The following is an 18524-nucleotide window of genomic DNA, read 5'->3' as shown; positions in this document are numbered from 1 at the left end:
CATGGCAGTGACCCAGGTAATTACCCTTAATCAAACGGAATATCATCACCACCTGACAATTATCCCCCCGGTTTCAGGGCTGGCACTGCAAGGGCGAATTCGAGTGCCGGGGGATAAATCCATTTCCCATCGAGCGCTGATGCTAGGCGCGCTGGCAGAGGGCGAAACGGTGATTCATGGGTTGCTGCTAGGAGAAGATCCTCGCAGCACTGCCAGTTGCTTTCAGGCAATGGGGGCAGACATTTCAACGCTCAACAGTGACGAAGTGCGAGTGCGCGGGATTGGCTTGGGGAAACTCACGGAACCGCTGGATGTGCTGAATGCAGGCAATTCTGGAACGACACTGCGGCTGATGTTAGGCATTTTGGCTTCTCATCCAGGGCGATTTTTTACGATAACAGGAGATAGTTCGCTGCGATCGCGCCCCATGTCACGAGTCGTCCAGCCGTTGCAGCAAATGGGTGCCGAAATCTGGGGACGCAAGGATAGCTCCTTGGCACCTTTAGCCGTAAGAGGGCAAGCCCTACGCCCCATTCATTATCAATCGCCGATCGCCTCTGCCCAGGTAAAATCCTGCATTTTACTAGCAGGGCTGATGACCGAAGGAAAAACGACCGTCACAGAGCCCGCCCTATCACGGGATCATAGTGAACGGATGCTGAGTGCTTTTGGTGCCAAAATTATTGTTGATCCAGAAACCTGTAGCGCCACCGTGATCGGACCTGCGCCCCTCAAAGGACAAACTGTTGTTGTGCCGGGGGATATTAGCTCAGCGGCGTTCTGGCTGGTTGCCGGGGCGATCGTCCCCGGATCGGATCTCACCATTGAAAATGTGGGCGTGAACCCGACCCGCACGGGCATTTTAGAAGCCCTGGCAATGATGGGCGCAGATATTACTCAAGAGAATCTGCGGGAAGTTGCTGGGGAACCCGTGGCAGATCTGCGAGTCCGCTATCGCCAAGGACAAAACGGTGCGCCGCTGCAATCCTGCACGATTGAGGGCGACTTAATTCCTAAATTGATCGACGAAGTGCCCATTTTGGCGGTGGCAGCAACGTTTGCCAAGGGCACAACCATTATTCGAGATGCGGCAGAACTGCGCGTCAAGGAAAGCGATCGCATCACCGTGATGGCAACTCAACTCAACCAAATGGGAGCCAAGATTACCGAACTTCCTGACGGCATGGAAATTGTTGGGGGAACACCCCTAATTGGAACTGAAGTAGATAGCCACACCGATCATCGGATTGCCATGAGCTTGGCGATCGCCGCCCTGACTGCCACAGGAAGCACCATCATTCAACGGGCAGAAGCCGCCGCAATTTCCTATCCATCGTTTGTAGAGACCCTACAAGAAGTGGTGCAGTAATCAAAAAACATTGATTAAGTTTCGCTAAAGTATGTAATTTTTTTTGAGGAAATCTCAGCTTTCAATCATTCTTCTATATGCTGATATGAATTCATCGAAGCCATCCAGATCGCTGGGTGACATTTTCATAGCATTCTGCATTTTTTTCAAATTTAGTCAATTATTTTTAATTAAGGAGTCAAGCATGGCAGTTTCCCAGAGTCAAACTATCAGCCAATCAAATTATGGCTTAATGCTAAAAAGCTTTTTATTATGGACGGGAATTCTAACCGTCTGCTTGCTAATCGCGGGGTTCCCCGTTGGAATTTTGATTGTCACGGTTGGTTCCTTGCTAGCTATGGTGCTGCATGAAGTTTTACCAGGAATTAGTTTGGTGATGATTGTGAGCAGCTTTATTTCAGTCCAGCTAGTTGGAGTGATGGTTGCAGCCGCAATGTTGACCTTGCAGGGAACTCACCCCAGTGATGTAAGCTGGCTACCCTGGCTGAGTGGTCAATCTAATCCCCAGAATTATTCAGTTTACGCCGCTTGCCCACTCACCTGCGAAATTAAGTAAATTCACAAACTTTCGTAAATAACTTGAGAAAGCCTGGTCAAACTGGGCTTTTTCCATATCTAAATCCTAGATATGGTTATCCTGCGTCCCATTCCCCCCTAAAGTTTGCCACCGATGAGAAATCCGACCATGATCAAAAACAGACGGTAGTAAACGACCCAGCCTGTTTTAGGAACGCAGACTAGCAGATAGACCGCAGCGATCGCTGGAGCTAGAATCACACCCAGAAAAACGGGTGAAAGTATAGGAAATATAGCAAGCACATAGCGAGATGCAACCCGAACAATTGCAAAAGTAGTAATCCATAGAGCCGCATTGCTGAGGCGCTCGATCGGTTGGCGAGGGAGTTCTGGCGATCGCTCATCATCCAAACGTCTGAGCCACTCTCGCAAATAACGGCGAAGCGTCATCGGTGGCGAACCAGCACGAGAATGAGAGCGATCGCGTGGGAGTCGATTCGCGGCAGTTCCCCTACTTTGATTGGGGATAGATTCAGTTTGCGGAGCCTGTGACGGCGTTGCCTGAGTCGGTGGATAAAATGATGGAATTTGGCAAGTCTCAGGGTTTTGCAAGGAAGAATGTTGAAATTGAGCAGGACTTTCAAGATTTGAGCCACTGAGGGTGTCGGAAACAGGGGCGCGGAAATCTGCTTCATGCAGATATAACCCCAATTCATGCAACCGCTGATGAATGCTTCCTGCCGAAAGGTTTAAGCCTTCAACAGTCTGTTCTTCGATTGGAGTGGAAGACTGCCACTGATTTGTAACAGGTAGTTTTTTGACAGGCGGGTCTTTAATCGGCGGATTTTGATATGAAGGCTGAACGATTTGCCATTGAGTGGGTTGAGTTGAAGCTTTTGGTAGCGGTTGAGGATATGCTATTGAATCAGAACTGGATTCACGCATCGCTCCTTTGTGAGCGCGATCGCTGTTGGCACGATCAGCAAGAATTTGATTAATCCGCTTTGCCTGCTCTTCAAACCGTTTTAGTTCATCAGCATAAGGATGAGGCAGCGTCGATTGATTTTTCCGAACTGCTTTAAGCGCTTTTTTACTAATTGTCGCGGCTCCTGTTTTGGTTTCAGGTATCCCACGCTGCTTGCGTTGAGCGGCAGCACGGGGGCGACGTTCATCTTCAGTAATGGTATTTTCGATCAGCATTGGCACCACCTTATCTTCTGCCGCAGGCGTATACTTATTTTCTGGATCAGGTAGCGGCGCTGAAAGATGAAAAGGCAACTGAATCGGTGATGTTTGTTCTTCCATCGCTGAGGATAGCCCCTATACGAACAATCGGCACTTACAGCAGTGATGCACTCCAACCACTCTATAAGTTTGGTACAATTGTATCATGTTCGCGCAAATCGCTAATTATTTAGAGTATTCCCTTCTGCTAGCTGCTTCTAAAACCGATTACTCACTGCAACAGATGCTTGTGTTGCGCCTCCCTAAGGCTTATTGTGTAGTTCAGTGAATCTTGCACAATTTCCCAAAAATCTTACCGTTAGGACGCTGGAACGACATTATGGCACCTTTGGTTGCAAACTATTATCTGACCTACCGCTGTAATGCTCGGTGTCATTTCTGCGATATTTGGGCATTAGACCCCAAAGAAGAAGCAGAATTTGACACAATTCGCACAAATCTGATGGATTTGCGTCGGCTCGGCGTGAAATATATAGACTTCACAGGTGGAGAGCCGTTACTGAGAGCCGATGTTCAGCAGATCTACGCTGAGGCAAAACGGCAAGGTTTTGTGACTAGCATGACCACAAATACGATCTTGTATCCCAAACGGGCGAAAGAGATGCAGGGGTTGATCGATTTTCTCAACTTTTCTCTGGATGGTCCCGACGCAGAAACCCACAACCAATCCCGTGGGGTGCAAATTTTTGACACCCTGGTTGAATCGGTTGAACTGGCTCACTCTTTGGGCGAATATCCGGTTTTAAACCATACGGTGACGGCGCAAAATTTCGATCGCATCTCAGAAGTGGCAGAACTGGGTTTACGGCTCGGTTCACGAGTGTGGCTGAATCCCGCCTTTACGGCTTATGGCAACTACAACTCGAAGAAAAACCCGACTCCCGACATGGTGCTGGCGATCGAAGCTGCTGCCAAACAATACTCCAACGTTGGTTACAATAAAGCTGCACTCGCTTTTATTGAAGCTGGTGGAAACGATACCCAAAATCCGCGCTGTAAGGCAGTGGATGCCGTGATAGCTATCTCACCCAACGACGAATTGCTTTTGCCCTGCTACCACTTCGCTCAAACAGGTTTGCCCATCAACGGTCGCCTCTATGAGCTTTATAAACAGTCGGAAGAGGTGGAAAGCTATCGCCAGTCGCAGGGCAAGCTGTCGGTTTGCGAAGGCTGTACAGTCTGGTGCTATCTAATTCCTAGCTTCTTCAAAGGGATTGACAAATATTGGTGGTTAAATCAGGTGACCTATGCCGGAGAATTCCTGGCGCGAAAGCGATTCATTCAACGACCTGCCTCCTATCAGCGCTCTGCTAGCTGATTTATCTGATCTGGTTGAACCCGATGAAGATCCAGATCCCCATATTTACGGGACTGGAAGTCGGCGGCGCAGGGCAGCGATCGCCTTAATGACGATTTGGAGCGGTACGATCGCCCTTCACTTTGTGGCTTGGAGCTATTGGTTTGTCGCGGGTTTAACCACGCTGATCGGCATTCACGCCGTGCGAATTTTGTTTGCCCGTCCGTTGCCGCCTGCTAAACCCCTAGATGCTATTGATCTGGCTTCCCTACCCATGGTATCGGTTCTCGTCGCGGCTAAAAACGAAGAAGCCGTAATCGAACGATTGGTGACAACTTTGTGCAGTCTCGATTACCCTGCAAGTCAGTATGAACTTTGGGTGATTGATGACAATAGCACGGATAAAACAGCGGCTTTGCTGAAGCAATTGGCTCAACAGTATGAACAACTGCGGGTGTTTCACCGTCCTGTGGGATCGGCTGGGGGAAAGTCGGGGGCGCTTAACCAAGTGTTGCCGCTGACCAAAGGTGAGATTATCGCAGTGTTTGATGCCGATGCTCAAGTTACGCCTGATTTATTTCGGCGAGTGTTGCCGTTGTTTGACCGGGCGGAATTGGGCGCGGTGCAAGTGCGTAAACAAATCGCGAATGTATCGGGGAATTTGTGGGTTCAGGGGCAAATTGCCGAGATGGCGCTGGATTCATTTTGGCAAGATCAGCGGATTGCGATCGGCGGCATTGGCGAACTGCGGGGGAATGGTCAGTTTGTCCGACGAGTGGCATTAGATCGCTGCGGCGGCTGGAATGAAGAGACGATTACGGATGATTTGGATCTGACTTTCCGTTTGCATTTAGACGATTGGGATATTGATTTCACGACCTATCCCGCTGTGGAAGAAGAAGGGATAACCGACGCGATCGCCCTGTGGCATCAACGCAGCCGCTGGGCAGAAGGGGGCTATCAGCGCTACTTAGACTATTGGCAACCACTGCTTCGGACGCGCATGGGCATTCGCAAAACAGTTGATATGGCTGTTTTCTGGATTTTGCAATATGCCTTGCCTAGCGCCACTGTACCCGATACGTTAATGGCAATTTTGCGCCACCAGCCTCTATTGTTTGCACCGCTGGCTGGCTTATCGGTACTGATGTCGCTGACGGGAATGACCTTTGGCTTACGGCGAATTCGACGTTCAACGCGATCGCTGTCCACTCAGCCTACTGAAACCAATGCATCGACTTTGCCATCTTTGATTCTGCTCAGAGCAATCTATGGCACGTTATATATGCTGCACTGGTTGCCTGTCGTTGCTAGCACCACCGCTCGAATCTCTGTTCGCCCTAAACGGCTCAAGTGGATCAAAACAAAGCATTACGGGCAGGATGAGGCAGCTTAGATAGTTTAGAAGGGTAAGTCATCTTCGTCATCCTCATCTAACGGGTCATCGGCAGTGGAATCAGCCCAAGGCTGGGGCGTTGACTCCTCTGGCTCAATATCAGGCTCAATCTCAGGTTCAGGAACATCGATCGCTGATTTAATAGGCACGTCGGCGCTATTGTCATCATCCACGACCTTACCAGCAAAAAAATCGGCAAGTCGATGAGCGGCATCGGTGACTTCATCCTGCTTCCAGATAGGTCTACCATCTACATTTTTTGGATGGGCTTCATTTCCTAAAACTTCTTCAAGGGATTGAGTGGGTGCTTGTATTTTAGGAGTAGTTTGTGGGGGAGTTCGCCGTGGCTCGAAGGACTGTGAACTCGCAGGTTGCGACGGATCAGTTGGCGACTTGAACTGGGGCGGAGCAGGTTTTGCAGGAGTAGGCGGCGGTGGCGGAGTCTGGGCTGGAGGCGGGGCAGTCATTCGGGTTCCTGGCGCTGCAACCTCTAAGCTAATCCGAACTTTTTGCCCAAACACTTGCTCAAATGCAACTTCAATATTGGGTAATTTTTCCTGCGCCAGTTTGAATAGCTGCTGAGTACTCACAGCTAGCCGCGCTTGCTCTCCATCAAATGTCACCAAATGGCACTGTTGCCGCATCATTACCTGGGTTGAGAATGGTTGGATTTGGAGAATCACCTGTTGCCAAGTATTTTCTAAATTGCTGGGCAATGCGGGGGGCTGAAGTTCTGGTTCAGGCTGTGGAGCGATTCCCGTAGGGATTGTTTCACGACTCGCATCTGTTGGTTTTCTCAATTCTGCTGGATGAGTTGCTGGTTGTTCTGAAATGGGTTGAGCATTCGACTGGGGAATCGCGGCAGGTGGAATGGGTGTTGCGGTAGGGGTGGCAGTGCTGGACTGAACAGGAATAGCTGGCTTGTGGGATGTTGAACTAGGGCGATGAGCAGGACTGGGGTGAGCGATCGCCGAAGGATTGACCGCCGAAGGATTGACCGCAGAAGGCAACAACCCCATAAGTGTTACTTCCAACCAGAGCCGGGGTTGAGTCGTGTTTTTAAGCTGAATTTCGCTGCTGCGGAGATGCTGCTGACTGGTCAGAATTAGCCCTAGGTCAAGAGTTTGGGTTAGGTCGCAAAGTTGCTGCCAAGTAGCCGGAGTCAGGGCAACCAGATCGTTTCGCTGAGGAGCGGTTTTGGCAATCAACATGTCCCGATAAAAGCCAGCGAGATTTTGCAGAACAATCAGCGGTTCTCGACCCCGATCCATCAAGCGACGGGTACTATCAAGCACCGCTTCTGGGTCATCTTGGGCGATCGCGCCGACCAACTCCAACAAATCCCGCTCCGGCACTGACCCTACTAAATCCCACACCTGCTCCACAGTAATTTCAGTCGGCAGGAGGCTGAGTTGGTCTAGTAAGCTTTCCGCATCTCGCAAGCCACCTTGGGCAATTTGCGCCACCAACGTCACCGCTTCCGCCGTAATCAGAATGCTTTCCTTGTCGGCAATATGTCGCAAATGATTTGCCATCGGTTCCAAGGGAATCCGCCGATAGTCAAACCGTTGACAGCGAGAAATAATCGTGGGCAAAACCCGCTGAGGATCGGTCGTAGCTAAGACGAAGACTACGCGATCAGGCGGTTCTTCCAACGTCTTCAGCAGCGCGTTGAATGCCGCTGTGCTGAGCATATGAACTTCATCAATAATGTAGACCTTATAGCGGCACTGCACCGGGGCAAACTGCGATCGCTCAATCAATTCGCGAATATTATCTACTCCCGTATTGCTGGCAGCATCAATTTCAATCACGTCCAGCGCATCCCCTTTAGCGATCGCGCGACACACCTCACAGATCCCGCAGGGTTTTTCAGTTGGGGTTTTACTGCTGAGACAATTCAGCGATTTTGCTAAAATTCGAGCGCTCGAAGTCTTCCCCGTGCCCCGCGCCCCGGTGAATAAATAGGCAGGCGCAATTTTCTCCTGCCGAATTGCATTCGTCAGCGTTGAGGCGATCGCCTCCTGCCCCACCAACTCCGCAAACGTCTGAGGTCGATATTTATGATGTAGCGGTTCGTAAGACATAAAAGGGGCAGAAGAATTGAGTGACGAAGGGCGCATGACGAATAGCGAAGGAATCTCTCCCACCTTTTATTCTCCACGGTCTATCTTCTCTAAAGTAAAGGATTTTCTGGCGGGCATTTGAACTACTTTGCCAATTCATTCACACCGTTCCTCCAGCCCCTTTCTTCGCATAAGCCCTACCCTAAAACCTGAAGCTCGAAACCTGAAACCCCAAATCTCATATATTGCCTTTCTTTGCTGAATATTGCAGATTGTGTCAACCCTGAGGCTGAATGCTTTGGCAGTGAACACTCCGGTGTAAAGTATCTGCATTAGCTGTGTGAGTTAAGCAAATAAGGGAAAACACTCATGGTTCAGCGTGGTTCTAAAGTCCGTATCATGCGTAAAGAGTCCTACTGGTTTCAAGAAGTAGGCACTGTTGCCTCTATTGACCAGGGTGGCATTAAATACCCCGTTATCGTTCGATTTGATCGGGTCAACTATGCGGGGGTTAACACCAATAACTTTGGTCAAAGCGAAGTTGTTGAAGTTGCACCTCCGACTAAGAAGGCTAAAACCACTGCATCCGGTGGTGAACAAACTACTATCAATGAAAGCACCCGCAGAACGGGTAGTAATGTTGTCACCGATGCCAAGTCTACTGCCAAAGCCGAATCCGGCGAAGGCAGTAGCGTGGTTGAAGGATCTCCTAACCAGGGAACTGAAACTCGTTAAGGAAATCTGATTGAATCAGCACATCGCTTAACCTTTTACGGGATGAGGCCGTGTTGCTGGATACTTTAGAATTCATTTGCGTTTTTGGTGAATGGCTGCATCTCTACTAAGATGAATATTCGTACAATATTTATTCTGTGGTGTAGCTGTGCCTGAATTGCCCGAAGTTGAAACGGTTCGGCGAGGGCTTAATCAGTTGACCCTCAATCAAAAAATTCAGGGTGGAGAAGTGTTGCTTAATCGCACCATTGCCCACCCTATTTTTGTACCCGATTTTTTGCCGGGACTGACCGGAGCCGCGATCGCCCAATGGCATCGACGCGGCAAATATTTGATTGCCGAACTGGTTCAAGGAATAGGCACTGAGAATCCTACTGCTGCGGGTTATCTCGGCGCACATCTGCGGATGACCGGGCAAATGCTTTGGGTAGATGCCGCTGAACCAGTGCAAAAGCATACACGAGTGCGGCTATTTTTTCAGGGCGATCGCGAACTACGATTTGTCGATCAGCGCACCTTTGGACAACTCTGGTGGGTGCCGCCCAATCATCTGCCAGAGCAGATTATCACTGGATTGCAAGCGCTTGGACCCGAACCCTTTTCGACCGAATTTTCGGCTGACTATCTATATCAGCAGCTTCATCCCCGTCAGCGCCCGATCAAAAATGCTTTGCTGGATCAACGCATTGTCGCTGGATTAGGCAATATCTATGCGGATGAAGCCCTCTTTTTGAGCGGCATTCATCCCCAAACGCTGTGCAGTATCTTGAGCCGAGATCAGGTCAAGCTATTGTACAGTAAGGCTTTAAAGGTGCTGCAAGATAGTATTGACGCAAATGGCACCACCTTCAGCAGTTTCCGGAGTGTGGAAGGCATCAATGGCAACTATGGCGGCAAAGCCTGGGTTTATGGCAGGGATGGAGAACCGTGCCGCACCTGTGAAACCGTTATAGAACGCCTGAAAATGGCAGGGCGATCGGCGCATTTTTGCCCCCAATGCCAGCGATAGAGTGTGTTAGGTACGCCAGAACGCACTATTATGTCAACCTGACCCAACGGCAACGGTAGAGTATTTGGCTATGCAGAGATGGATTGGCAATCAACGACTGCGATCGCTTAAGCACTTAAAGTGGGTGTTTCTGGGGGCGATCGCGGTTTTGCTGATGGGTGCGCCTGCCTTGCGATCGGCTAGCTTCACTACTCTCCCATCCTCCCAATATTCTTCCACCATCACCGCCCCCTTCAACCAACCCAACTATTACCCCGCCCAACAATCGCCTCCTTCCAGTTTCTACCGCCCCACTGCCGAATGGGTTGGGCGATTAATTCTGCCCACCGCCGAGCAATATCAACAATTTGCCAAAACCAATCAAGAAATGGATTGGACGTGGTTTGAAGTCTACACCGCGCCAGCCAATGCGAAAAATCTGGTGGGTCAAACTATTCGGCTCGCCTGGGCAAAATCCCCCAGCATTGAGCAATATGTCAGGGTTGCCTCTCGCAATGTTCGCTTTACCGCACGGGCACATAGAAGCTTTCAAAATGGATCAACCAATCCCATTCGCTTAGATGGTCGCAATCAAGTTGGACCGCTGCAATCTCTGGCGGGCGGACTACCCCACGATGCCGTAGTGGTGCAATTGCGGGGAGCCGTAACCCTAGAATCGGGACAGACCGCAACCAGTGACTTAGATCTCCGAGTGGTTCAACAACTGGTTGATCTAGAAAAGACCGCGACTGCGCTGCCAGCTATCCTGCGGCTGGAGCGTGAACCGTTTCAAGACGTAGGACGATTTCAAGCACTGGTGAAGTTTATTGAATCGGTGCCGCCAACAGACCCGTCCCTGCCGCAACAGTGCCCTGGAGAGCAACCTTGCACCAGTGATTTGATGCGTGTCAGGCATTACAACCCCAAAACTCGACAGTTTGATGGCTTGGAGGAAGTCATTCGGATTCCCCAACAACCAGCAGATTGGGGGGGAGTGTTTACTATGACCACTCGTGATTTGGCAACTTCACCCGCAGGAGAGGCGGGTTGGTATATTTATGGGGCTAAGGCGAACGATCAAAGGTTCACCGTTCAAGGGTTAAGACCGCGATCGCTGTTTTTGCTATCCCCACAACAAACCGTTTTAGGGTTCAACAATGGGTTGAGGCATATCAGAACCGAAAATTGGCGGGATGTTGAAAATCGTAAAGGCACACTACAAACAGTACTGGTGGATGCGAGTGCAGACACTCCAGAAAAGGCGCAAGCCAGTTGGAAGGTGGGCGATCGCGCTTTTGTGCTGCATTTGTTTGGTGGACGCGGTGGCACTAACGCCAACCATGAGTCCTTTATTTTAGGCACCTACGCCGGACACTTTTCCTTTGGAGTTGCCGAGGTCATTCAAGACCCTTTTACCCAAGAACCCATGCTGGATGTAGACTACCTGCAAGTCTACGGGAATGCCCCGGATGGAACAATATCTGGAGCGCAAACCTGGACTCACTACATGGGAAATATGCGGCGCGGATTCATGGGAACTCGTCCCGTTTCCGATGTCCTTATTAAGCTAGACACCTTAACGGATGACTATACCTTTGGGGGCACAACACTTTCGTTCTACAACGAATTGATTGGTCAACTCAGTTTGGTGATGGCTCGGTATCGCATTGGAGATGGCACCGGAAACTCGACGATTACATCAGCGACATCCTGCGTGCAAGATTCTGCTCAAGCAATCCTACATACCTTGGTGCGATTTAGACACCAGATAGAATCGAATCCTGAAGTGGTGCAGTGGATCAAAGCAAACCCCACTGACCCCACCACACAACGGTTTGAGAAACTGGTTCAATTAGGGGAGGATCTGACTCGACAACTGATACCCATGGGGATTGTCAGATGGGACTGGGAGCAAAATGCTGAGATTTTGATGGGGGTTGAGAAAGAACAGAAATTTTTGAGTATTGACGATTTTCGACCCAAAAACTTATTGACTGGCTTAATCAGTTGGCGTACAGCCCTCCCCCGGCAAACCCACGACGAGTTTTCCATGTTGTTTTTGAATAACGGGGCATCCCTGTGGTTTTTGCGTCCGAACATCATTGGGGGCAATGATCCAGGGCTTGCGCCGTTAGAGGCAACCTTGTTGTTCGGGGCTTGGAGACTTCCTTTTACCCAAATTTCACCGTTGTCCTACCTGGTACTCCGCACGTTTGGAGGCGTGACGATTCCTTCAGCAGGAGATTGGTTAACAACGCTGGGGATTTTGCTGGGTTTTGGCGCAATCGCCCTTTTCTTGGGCTTTTCTCAAGGCTTCTTGCACTGGCACCCGTGGCAAGCTCCTTGGCATCACCAACTGGCTACCTGCCTGCGATTGCTGATTATTCCCGCCCTCGTGCAAGAATACATTTTTCGCGTCTTGTTAATTCCCTACCCCAAAAATTGGATTCCCGCTGGGAGTTGGTGGGCGTGGGCACTGTTGGCATTAGGATTATTTGTTGGCTTTCAACGGGTCTATGCCCGCTTTGCACCGAGATTCCCTTTAGGATTGAATGAATCCCGATCCATTATCGCTAATCCCACATACATCAGCCTGATCACCATCCTGGGATTAGCCTGTACCATCATTTATCGCATCACAGGTTCCCTTTGGACAATCACTGTTGTGCATTGGGTATTTATCTCCGTCTGGTGGCTGCTCCTGGGTGGACATCAACAGAGTGGGATTGAAAAAAGTAAACGGGTGTCGGATGTTGGAACGATGGAGTTGTGATGAATAGTGTTTTTTTAAAAGGGTTCATAGCAGGAGCGATCGCTAGCTTACTCATCCCCTCCTCCGCTTTTGCCCAGTCAGCAGCAGACTATCGCCAGCAAGGACTAAGTTTGCGCGACCAAGAGCGCTATCCAGAAGCGATCGCGGTGCTGCAAAAATCCGTGGAACTGGAGCCACAAAACCTATCAGGGCGAGTGTTGCTCGGCTGGACACAGCATAAAGCCGGACAAACCCCGGTTGCCGAGAAAACTTTACTTGAAACCTTTAACCTAAATCCGTTTGATGTGCCAACGCTGAATGCTTTGGGCATTGTCTACCTAGTCGGCGGCAAACTCAACAATGCGATCGCGGCTCATTCCTGGGCAGCATTGCTCAAACCCAACAACGAAATCGCCCACTATAACCTCAGTTTGGCATTGGAGCGAGTCGGACAATATGATTGGGCGATCGCTACTGCAAAGGAAGCCGCAAAGCTAGAACCCAGCAATCCCCATCCGTTAGTAGCAGAGGCGATCGCCCATTTGGGAAACCAAGAAACTCCCCTTGCCCAATCCGCATTTCGCCAAGCGATCGCTCTTGATCCGCGCTATGGTGACTCCAGCTTTTTGGCTTATCTAGACGAAGCAGGCTTCAGCACTGACCAAATTCAGCGATCGCAAGTTGTACTGCGATCGCTATAAACACTACAGCAACTCGCGTATATCAGTGACCTGACCAGTCACCGCTGCGGCGACCACCATCGCAGGACTCATGAGTAAGGTGCGACCAGAGGAAGACCCTTGCCGTCCTTTGAAGTTGCGGTTAGAAGATGAAGCGCTGAGTTCTCGTCCTTGAAGCTTATCGGGGTTCATGGCAAGGCACATGGAGCAGCCTGCTTCACGCCATTCAAACCCTGCTGTTTCAAAAATTTTGTCGAGTCCTTCAGCTTCTGCTTGCTCTTTAACTCGCTCCGAACCGGGCACAACAAAAGCTTTCACGCCATCGGCAACATGACGACCTTGGGCAAATTTGGCGGCTTCGCGTAGGTCAGAAATCCGCCCATTAGTGCAGCTACCAATAAAACAGACATCCACTTTGGTTCCCTGAATCGGGGTGCCGGGTTGCAGATCCATATAGCGATAGGCTTCTTCCGCGATCGCCCGTTCCTCTTCCACCATTTGTTCCGGGGTGGGCACTTGCTCATTCACGCCAATGCCTTGACCGGGTGTAATGCCCCATGTGACGGTGGGCGAAATCTCTCCGGCATTGAAAACCACCACATCGTCGTACTCGGCATCGCGATCGCTGGCGATACTCTGCCACCAAGCGATCGCGGTATCCCAATCGGCTCCTTTAGGCGCAGCATCTCGCCCTTGCAAATAGTCAAACGTGACTTGATCAGGATTGATATAGCCGCAACGAGCGCCACCCTCAATCGACATGTTGCAAATGGTCATCCGTTCTTCCATGGTCATTTGCTCGAACGTGGTTCCAGCAAACTCATAGGCATAGCCCACTCCGCCTTTTACGCCCAGTTTGCGAATGATATGCAAAATCACATCCTTAGCATAGACACCGGGACTCAGTACGCCATTCACTTCAACCCGACGCACTTTTAGCTTGGCAAGGGCAAGGGTTTGAGATGCCAATACATCACGGACTTGGCTGGTGCCAATGCCAAAAGCGATCGCGCCAAAGGCTCCATGAGTAGAGGTGTGGCTATCTCCACAGGCGATCGTCATACCGGGTTGAGTCCAGCCTTGCTCCGGTGCAATCACATGGACAATGCCCTGATTGCCAGACCCAACGGGATAAAACGTGATGTCGTTTTCCTTGCAGTTTTGTTCCAAGGACTGCATCATTTCTTCGGCAAGCGCGTCAAGCAAGGGGCGATCGCGATTGTTTGTAGGAATAATATGATCGACCGTGGCGATCGTGCGATCAGGAAATAACACTGGCAAGCCCCGCTCCCGCAGCATGGCAAACGCTTGAGGGCTGGTCACTTCATGAATCAAGTGCAGCCCAATAAACAGTTGAGTTTGCCCTGAAGCAAGCATCCCAACCGTGTGTGCATCCCAAACCTTATCAAACAACGTTCCCCTGCTCATGACTGCCTTTACAACTAAAATTACTCTCAATGATTAGGTCTTTAGTTTATCAGCTAATTTAGAAGCTTTCAGATAGGAACAGTCTGAGTAAAGTGAGATTATGAAATCGTTTCGGTTTTATCAATAGGCTCAAAACTATTAAGCGTGGTTAGATTTTGAGCAGCTTGAGTAATTACCTCGTCTGCGCCTGGTTGTAGCTCAGGCTTTTTGGTATACCACCAAGCCCACACAATTAAAGGAATTTGGAATGGTAGCCTCAACCAATACAGTAATGGGTGATCAGGAATTCCATCAATTGGAATGCTATTGATTGCCTGATTAATATTAGCTGGAAATACTGCAAGGAATAAAGCAATAATTCCCCATGCAGCTAACACGCTGACTAAAGGAATTAACAAACCAATGCCGCCAAGAATTTCAAAAAAACCGCTAATGTAAACCAATGCCACTGGATTAGGAAGTTGCGGCGGCATAATCCTAACAAACTGCTCTGTATGAGTAAAATGAGTAATACCAACAATAGTTAGCGCTGCTGCAAAAACTACTCGGAGAATCTCTTTACGTGTATTTTTTTGGTGAGCCATAGATATCCATTACCAACTGCTATAGATGAACCTATTTCTTAATAGAATTTTGCGTATAGAAAACTTAGGCAATCAGCAAGATATATATTTAGAATATTCTTAAGTAAAAAATTTTTACTCTAACTAAAGTTGTGTTTAACAAGTACGATCTGTTGTTTTTATACTCCTTCAGGAAGAAGGAAAATTACTTTACCTAAATAATGCTTAAGATAGTTTAATCACTTTATCTAAACTTTTATCCAAAAAGGTTTAACCATGACTTACACAATGGAGTCTGATTCTAATATTATTGGTGCGTTTCCAGGTCAGCAGGTGGCTGAGACCGCGCTTAATGCCCTACAGGATTCTGGTTTGCCATCGGAAAACTTTTCTTTAGCGCTGCAAACACCGCCTGTTACTGAAACCGAAGCAGGAAAAGATGCTGGGAAAGGCGCGATCGCAGGGGCGCTGTGTGGGGCAATTGTTGGACTTATTTTAAGCTACGTCAGAACTAATTTTGCTCAAACTATCAGTAGTGATAGTCCTATTAGAAATATGATAGGAATGATTTTAGCAGGAAGTCTGGTTGGTGCTGCTGGATTGGGGCTAATGGCTGCGATCACGGGTGTAAATGTGGTGAAACAGAACGGTGCAGAGATTTCTGCTTTAACTCCTAGCTTTGTAGTGTTTGCTAAGGATTTATCGTCAGAGGATATCGCGAAAGCTAAAAGGATTCTTGTCCAAAACGGGAGTCAAATTCAGGAGTAGTTTTTGCCCAAAAAGCTTGGTCTTTTAGTGTGGAAAACTCTGCTTTAGGTAGAGTGAGATCTAGGCAAGATAGTAGTTTCATAGACTGGTCAAATTGGTAATACTAAAGATAGTATTCACTACTGGAGGTGTCCATTGTCTTCTACTGCGATCGCACCTTCCAATAATCCACTTCAGCCCGTTCAAACACCTCCGCGTTTGTGGATGCCAGAGCAAGTTTTGTTTACTCCCGCCGCTTTAGAAGAGCCTTGGGGTCAGCACATTTTATCTAAAGTGCAGGCACTAGATTTACCGATTGAGAAGTTATCCCGCAATCGTCTGACGAGTTTGCGAGGAGATACAGAGCGAGAAACCTACGATATTTCTAAGCGCACTTTGGCAATCGTCACGGCTCCACCTAGCAACTTTAAGCTGAGTCCAATTCCCCCCTCAGCCGATTGGCAGTTTCACCTAGCGGAAGGTTGCCCCGCCCATTGTGAATATTGCTATTTAGCAGGTAGTTTGCAAGGTCCACCTGTCATTCGAGCCTACGCTAACTTGCCACAGATTTTAGCGGGCTTGGGTGCTTACGAAGGATCTGAAGCAACCTCATTTGAAGTGAGTTGCTATACCGATCCGCTGGGGATTGAACATTTGACAGGCAGCTTAGCAGAATGTATTCGCTATTTCGGCACTCGTGAAGCGGGCTATCTGCGTTGGGTTTCTAAGTTTGACGGTGTGGATCAGCTACTCGATATTCCTCACAATGGTCATACTCGCTGCCGATTTAGTGTCAATGCTACGCCGATTTCCAAGCGGTTTGAAGGGGGAACTGCTGCTGTATCGGCTCGATTACAAGCGGTGAGAAAGTTAGCACGTCCGCGATCGCACGGGGGCGGTGGCTATCCAGTGGGTATAGTGATTGCTCCAATTATGGCAATAGAAGGCTGGCAAGACCATTACTCTGATTTGTTTGACTCGATAAATGTTGCACTAGATTTTGATTGTGATCTCACTTTTGAGTTCATTACTCATCGTTTTACGCCTAGTTCAAAAGAAGTGCTGGTGGGCTGGTATCCTCATAGTCAGCTAGATATGGATGAGTCAAATCGGAGTGTCAAACGCAATAAGTTTGGCGGTGTTAAATATGTGTATGATTCTGACACGATGAAGAGTCTACGCCGTTTTTTTGAGAGTGAGATTGGTAAGCGATTTCCTCAAGCTAAACTACTTTATTGGACATAAAAAATTTGGGGTTACGGGGTACAAAATACGGAACCGTAGAATACGGAGTGCATTAGAATTGGTTCTTTTCACGCTGAATTTTAACCTCCTAACTATCTAAAAAGGTGTTTCGATTTTGAGTTTCTAAAGGCATACTACTCTTTTTCAGAAAAAGTCCAGGTTAACACTTTAATCGGTGCTGATTGTAGTGCTTTGACAAGTGCATCATTATCTTTAAACTTAAGTTCTGATAAACAGGAAGCCTCTACGTTGACCGTGAATTCTTCTTCAAACGGCCAAGGCTCAATGGTTAGATGTCCATTGCTAAGTTGCCGGATATCGTATCGTTGATTATCAAGACCGCTAGTGATTTCAAGCGATCGCTGGTCTTCTGGGACTTGGTTTTGTGCCAAGATCAGCGAGAGGCGATCGCACCACAACATAAATTGATAAGCCCGTTCTACTTCCTCTTTTTCAACGCCTAATTCTTTAGCCCAGTTCTCTTGATTGTTCTCTTGCTCTTTTAAAAAGTTATCCCACTCTTTAGAAGAACCCCATTTATCCTGATTGAGATAGGAGATGTGTTTAGAAGTCAACAAGGTCACCCAGCGACCCCGATATCGAGCGTCTAAAAGATGCTGTCGGAGTGGCTCAGTTGAGTCTCCCCGACTCAGGGTAAAATCCAGCGGTGCACCAGCTTCGGTCAACTCATTGCCTTCCCATTCTTTTTCAAGATCGTCATGGTGAGAAATTGCGGCAATCGTTTCATAAAAGCGTTCTGGGGCATTACTTTTGCTCCAGTGCCCACCAATTTGAGCAGCGAGTAAGGCATGGGCACGATGGTAAACCACCTCCCAACCATCTTGAGTGAGATGAACAATCATTCGATAACTCCGATTGCAAAAATAAATAGTGGAGCCTAAAGATTGGCTGTCACGTAGGCGATCGCTAGTGGGATAATTGCTTGCTCTACTTCAGTCATGATGGCGCGATCGCTGGCAGTCCAAATGCGAGGTTGTCCAAAGACGCAAGGCTGCAAAATGCCCCATAGCTGACCGTCTTGGCGTAAATGAGCATGAATCAAAGCCCGATGCCCAAAGTTCTCTTGCTCAAACTCTCGATTAACAACCTGTGGGTCGGCTATCTCCACATCTTCTACATATACAGATGGTTTGGCTTGCAGAGCAGCAGTAAACAATGGATCTTGAGCTAAAGATTTTGGCTCTGACTTCCACTCAGCATCGAGAATTTCGGGAATATTAAGATTACGTCGCCAGCAAAACGGTACTTTACCAAGCTGATTATTAGGATTTCGCAAGTAGAGGAAGCAGCGATCGCACTGGAGAATCTCGCCTAAAACGGGCAGCAGTTTGGCAAAAACCTCATCTGGAGATGCTTCAGAATGCAGAATAGTTTGCAAGTGCAAGTGTGTTTGACTGACCATAAATAGGTTTGAAAGTTATATCAGGTTTCGGATATCGGGTTTCAGTTTTTTCTGCTCTGAAACCCGACCCCTGA

The 18524-nt window shown here is 48.7% G+C and carries 16 protein-coding genes; 10 read left to right on the top strand and 6 right to left on the bottom strand.

Going from position 1 to position 18524, the window contains the following annotated elements; genetic code table 11:
- Position 1 precedes the first annotated feature (1 nt).
- Both aroA and AC1S5B_RS15740 read left to right on the top strand, forming a co-directional pair.
- The gene (gene aroA / locus AC1S5B_RS15745; protein ID WP_482036656.1) at positions 2 to 1369 is read left to right on the top strand and encodes a 3-phosphoshikimate 1-carboxyvinyltransferase; all 1368 of its coding nucleotides are present in this window, start codon (positions 2 to 4) and stop codon (positions 1367 to 1369) included.
- Between the two features lie 184 nt (positions 1370 to 1553).
- Entirely contained in the window at positions 1554 to 1925 is a 372-nt protein-coding gene (locus AC1S5B_RS15740) for a hypothetical protein (protein WP_482036655.1), read from the top strand.
- A gap of 98 nt (positions 1926 to 2023) precedes the next feature.
- Here the strand turns inward: AC1S5B_RS15740 and AC1S5B_RS15735 are convergent, their stop codons facing one another.
- Positions 2024 to 3190 (bottom strand): hypothetical protein, encoded by a 1167-nt coding sequence (locus AC1S5B_RS15735; protein WP_482036654.1) that lies wholly within the window; start codon positions 3188 to 3190, stop codon positions 2024 to 2026.
- 259 nt (positions 3191 to 3449) lie between these two features.
- Between AC1S5B_RS15735 and AC1S5B_RS15730 the strand changes: the two genes are divergently transcribed.
- Positions 3450 to 4448, top strand: a complete 999-nt coding sequence (locus tag AC1S5B_RS15730; RefSeq protein ID WP_482036653.1) for a radical SAM protein — start codon at positions 3450 to 3452, stop codon at positions 4446 to 4448.
- Positions 4378 to 5823 carry a glycosyltransferase family 2 protein gene (locus AC1S5B_RS15725; RefSeq protein ID WP_482036652.1) on the top strand — a complete coding sequence of 482 codons (1446 nt, stop codon included), beginning with the start codon at positions 4378 to 4380 and terminating at the stop codon, positions 5821 to 5823. The genes AC1S5B_RS15730 and AC1S5B_RS15725 overlap by 71 nt, the downstream gene beginning before the upstream one ends.
- Positions 5824 to 5828: 5 nt before the next feature.
- On the opposite strand, the gene AC1S5B_RS15720 is transcribed toward AC1S5B_RS15725, so the two are convergent.
- A complete protein-coding gene (locus AC1S5B_RS15720; protein WP_482036651.1) occupies positions 5829 to 7910 on the bottom strand; it encodes a DNA polymerase III subunit gamma/tau in 2082 nt (693 codons plus the stop codon).
- Between the two features lie 348 nt (positions 7911 to 8258).
- On the opposite strand from AC1S5B_RS15720, the gene AC1S5B_RS15715 reads away from it, so the two are divergent.
- The 4 genes from AC1S5B_RS15715 to AC1S5B_RS15700 all read left to right on the top strand — a co-directional run bounded on the left by AC1S5B_RS15715 (position 8259) and on the right by AC1S5B_RS15700 (position 13065).
- Positions 8259 to 8624, top strand: coding sequence for a photosystem I reaction center subunit IV (locus tag AC1S5B_RS15715; RefSeq protein WP_482036650.1), 366 nt, complete (start codon positions 8259 to 8261; stop codon positions 8622 to 8624).
- A 148-nt stretch (positions 8625 to 8772) separates the two neighbouring features.
- Positions 8773 to 9633 carry a DNA-formamidopyrimidine glycosylase gene (locus AC1S5B_RS15710; RefSeq protein ID WP_482036649.1) on the top strand — a complete coding sequence of 287 codons (861 nt, stop codon included), beginning with the start codon at positions 8773 to 8775 and terminating at the stop codon, positions 9631 to 9633.
- A gap of 70 nt (positions 9634 to 9703) precedes the next feature.
- Positions 9704 to 12385, top strand: coding sequence for a CPBP family glutamic-type intramembrane protease (locus AC1S5B_RS15705; RefSeq protein WP_482036648.1), 2682 nt, complete (start codon positions 9704 to 9706; stop codon positions 12383 to 12385).
- A complete protein-coding gene (locus tag AC1S5B_RS15700; RefSeq protein ID WP_482036647.1) occupies positions 12385 to 13065 on the top strand; it encodes a tetratricopeptide repeat protein in 681 nt (226 codons plus the stop codon). The genes AC1S5B_RS15705 and AC1S5B_RS15700 overlap by 1 nt, the downstream gene beginning before the upstream one ends.
- 3 nt (positions 13066 to 13068) lie before the next feature.
- Here the strand turns inward: AC1S5B_RS15700 and leuC are convergent, their stop codons facing one another.
- Positions 13069 to 14472: a 3-isopropylmalate dehydratase large subunit gene (gene leuC / locus AC1S5B_RS15695; protein ID WP_482036646.1), complete on the bottom strand. Its 1404-nt coding sequence runs from the start codon at positions 14470 to 14472 to the stop codon at positions 13069 to 13071.
- Between the two features lie 98 nt (positions 14473 to 14570).
- Positions 14571 to 15056, bottom strand: a complete 486-nt coding sequence (locus AC1S5B_RS15690) for a DoxX family protein (RefSeq protein ID WP_482036645.1) — start codon at positions 15054 to 15056, stop codon at positions 14571 to 14573.
- A 255-nt stretch (positions 15057 to 15311) separates the two neighbouring features.
- On the opposite strand from AC1S5B_RS15690, the gene AC1S5B_RS15685 reads away from it, so the two are divergent.
- Positions 15312 to 15803 carry a hypothetical protein gene (locus tag AC1S5B_RS15685; protein WP_482036644.1) on the top strand — a complete coding sequence of 164 codons (492 nt, stop codon included), beginning with the start codon at positions 15312 to 15314 and terminating at the stop codon, positions 15801 to 15803.
- A 135-nt stretch (positions 15804 to 15938) separates the two neighbouring features.
- Positions 15939 to 17027: a spore photoproduct lyase family protein gene (locus AC1S5B_RS15680; protein ID WP_482036643.1), complete on the top strand. Its 1089-nt coding sequence runs from the start codon at positions 15939 to 15941 to the stop codon at positions 17025 to 17027.
- A gap of 134 nt (positions 17028 to 17161) precedes the next feature.
- Here the strand turns inward: AC1S5B_RS15680 and AC1S5B_RS15675 are convergent, their stop codons facing one another.
- Entirely contained in the window at positions 17162 to 17890 is a 729-nt protein-coding gene (locus AC1S5B_RS15675) for a DUF3891 family protein (RefSeq protein ID WP_482036642.1), read from the bottom strand.
- A gap of 35 nt (positions 17891 to 17925) precedes the next feature.
- Complete coding sequence (locus tag AC1S5B_RS15670) at positions 17926 to 18450, bottom strand: GAF domain-containing protein (RefSeq protein ID WP_482036641.1); 525 nt, start codon at positions 18448 to 18450, stop codon at positions 17926 to 17928.
- Positions 18451 to 18524 lie beyond the last annotated feature (74 nt).

The organism is Leptolyngbya sp. CALU 1928 (assembly GCF_056784215.1).
This window is presented reverse-complemented; position numbering and strand designations above follow the sequence as displayed.

Bases quoted from the DNA above. Each gene is read 5' to 3' on its own strand.
- aroA (WP_482036656.1), top strand. From the start codon at position 2: ATGGCAGTGACCCAGGTAATTACCCTTAATCAAACGGAATATCATCAC.
- AC1S5B_RS15740 (WP_482036655.1), top strand. From the start codon at position 1,554: ATGGCAGTTTCCCAGAGTCAAACTATCAGCCAATCAAATTATGGCTTA.
- AC1S5B_RS15735 (WP_482036654.1), bottom strand. From the start codon at position 3,190: ATGGAAGAACAAACATCACCGATTCAGTTGCCTTTTCATCTTTCAGCG.
- AC1S5B_RS15730 (WP_482036653.1), top strand. From the start codon at position 3,450: ATGGCACCTTTGGTTGCAAACTATTATCTGACCTACCGCTGTAATGCT.
- AC1S5B_RS15725 (WP_482036652.1), top strand. From the start codon at position 4,378: ATGCCGGAGAATTCCTGGCGCGAAAGCGATTCATTCAACGACCTGCCT.
- AC1S5B_RS15720 (WP_482036651.1), bottom strand. From the start codon at position 7,910: ATGTCTTACGAACCGCTACATCATAAATATCGACCTCAGACGTTTGCG.
- AC1S5B_RS15715 (WP_482036650.1), top strand. From the start codon at position 8,259: ATGGTTCAGCGTGGTTCTAAAGTCCGTATCATGCGTAAAGAGTCCTAC.
- AC1S5B_RS15705 (WP_482036648.1), top strand. From the start codon at position 9,704: ATGCAGAGATGGATTGGCAATCAACGACTGCGATCGCTTAAGCACTTA.
- AC1S5B_RS15700 (WP_482036647.1), top strand. From the start codon at position 12,385: ATGAATAGTGTTTTTTTAAAAGGGTTCATAGCAGGAGCGATCGCTAGC.
- leuC (WP_482036646.1), bottom strand. From the start codon at position 14,472: ATGAGCAGGGGAACGTTGTTTGATAAGGTTTGGGATGCACACACGGTT.
- AC1S5B_RS15690 (WP_482036645.1), bottom strand. From the start codon at position 15,056: ATGGCTCACCAAAAAAATACACGTAAAGAGATTCTCCGAGTAGTTTTT.
- AC1S5B_RS15685 (WP_482036644.1), top strand. From the start codon at position 15,312: ATGACTTACACAATGGAGTCTGATTCTAATATTATTGGTGCGTTTCCA.
- AC1S5B_RS15675 (WP_482036642.1), bottom strand. From the start codon at position 17,890: ATGATTGTTCATCTCACTCAAGATGGTTGGGAGGTGGTTTACCATCGT.
- AC1S5B_RS15670 (WP_482036641.1), bottom strand. From the start codon at position 18,450: ATGGTCAGTCAAACACACTTGCACTTGCAAACTATTCTGCATTCTGAA.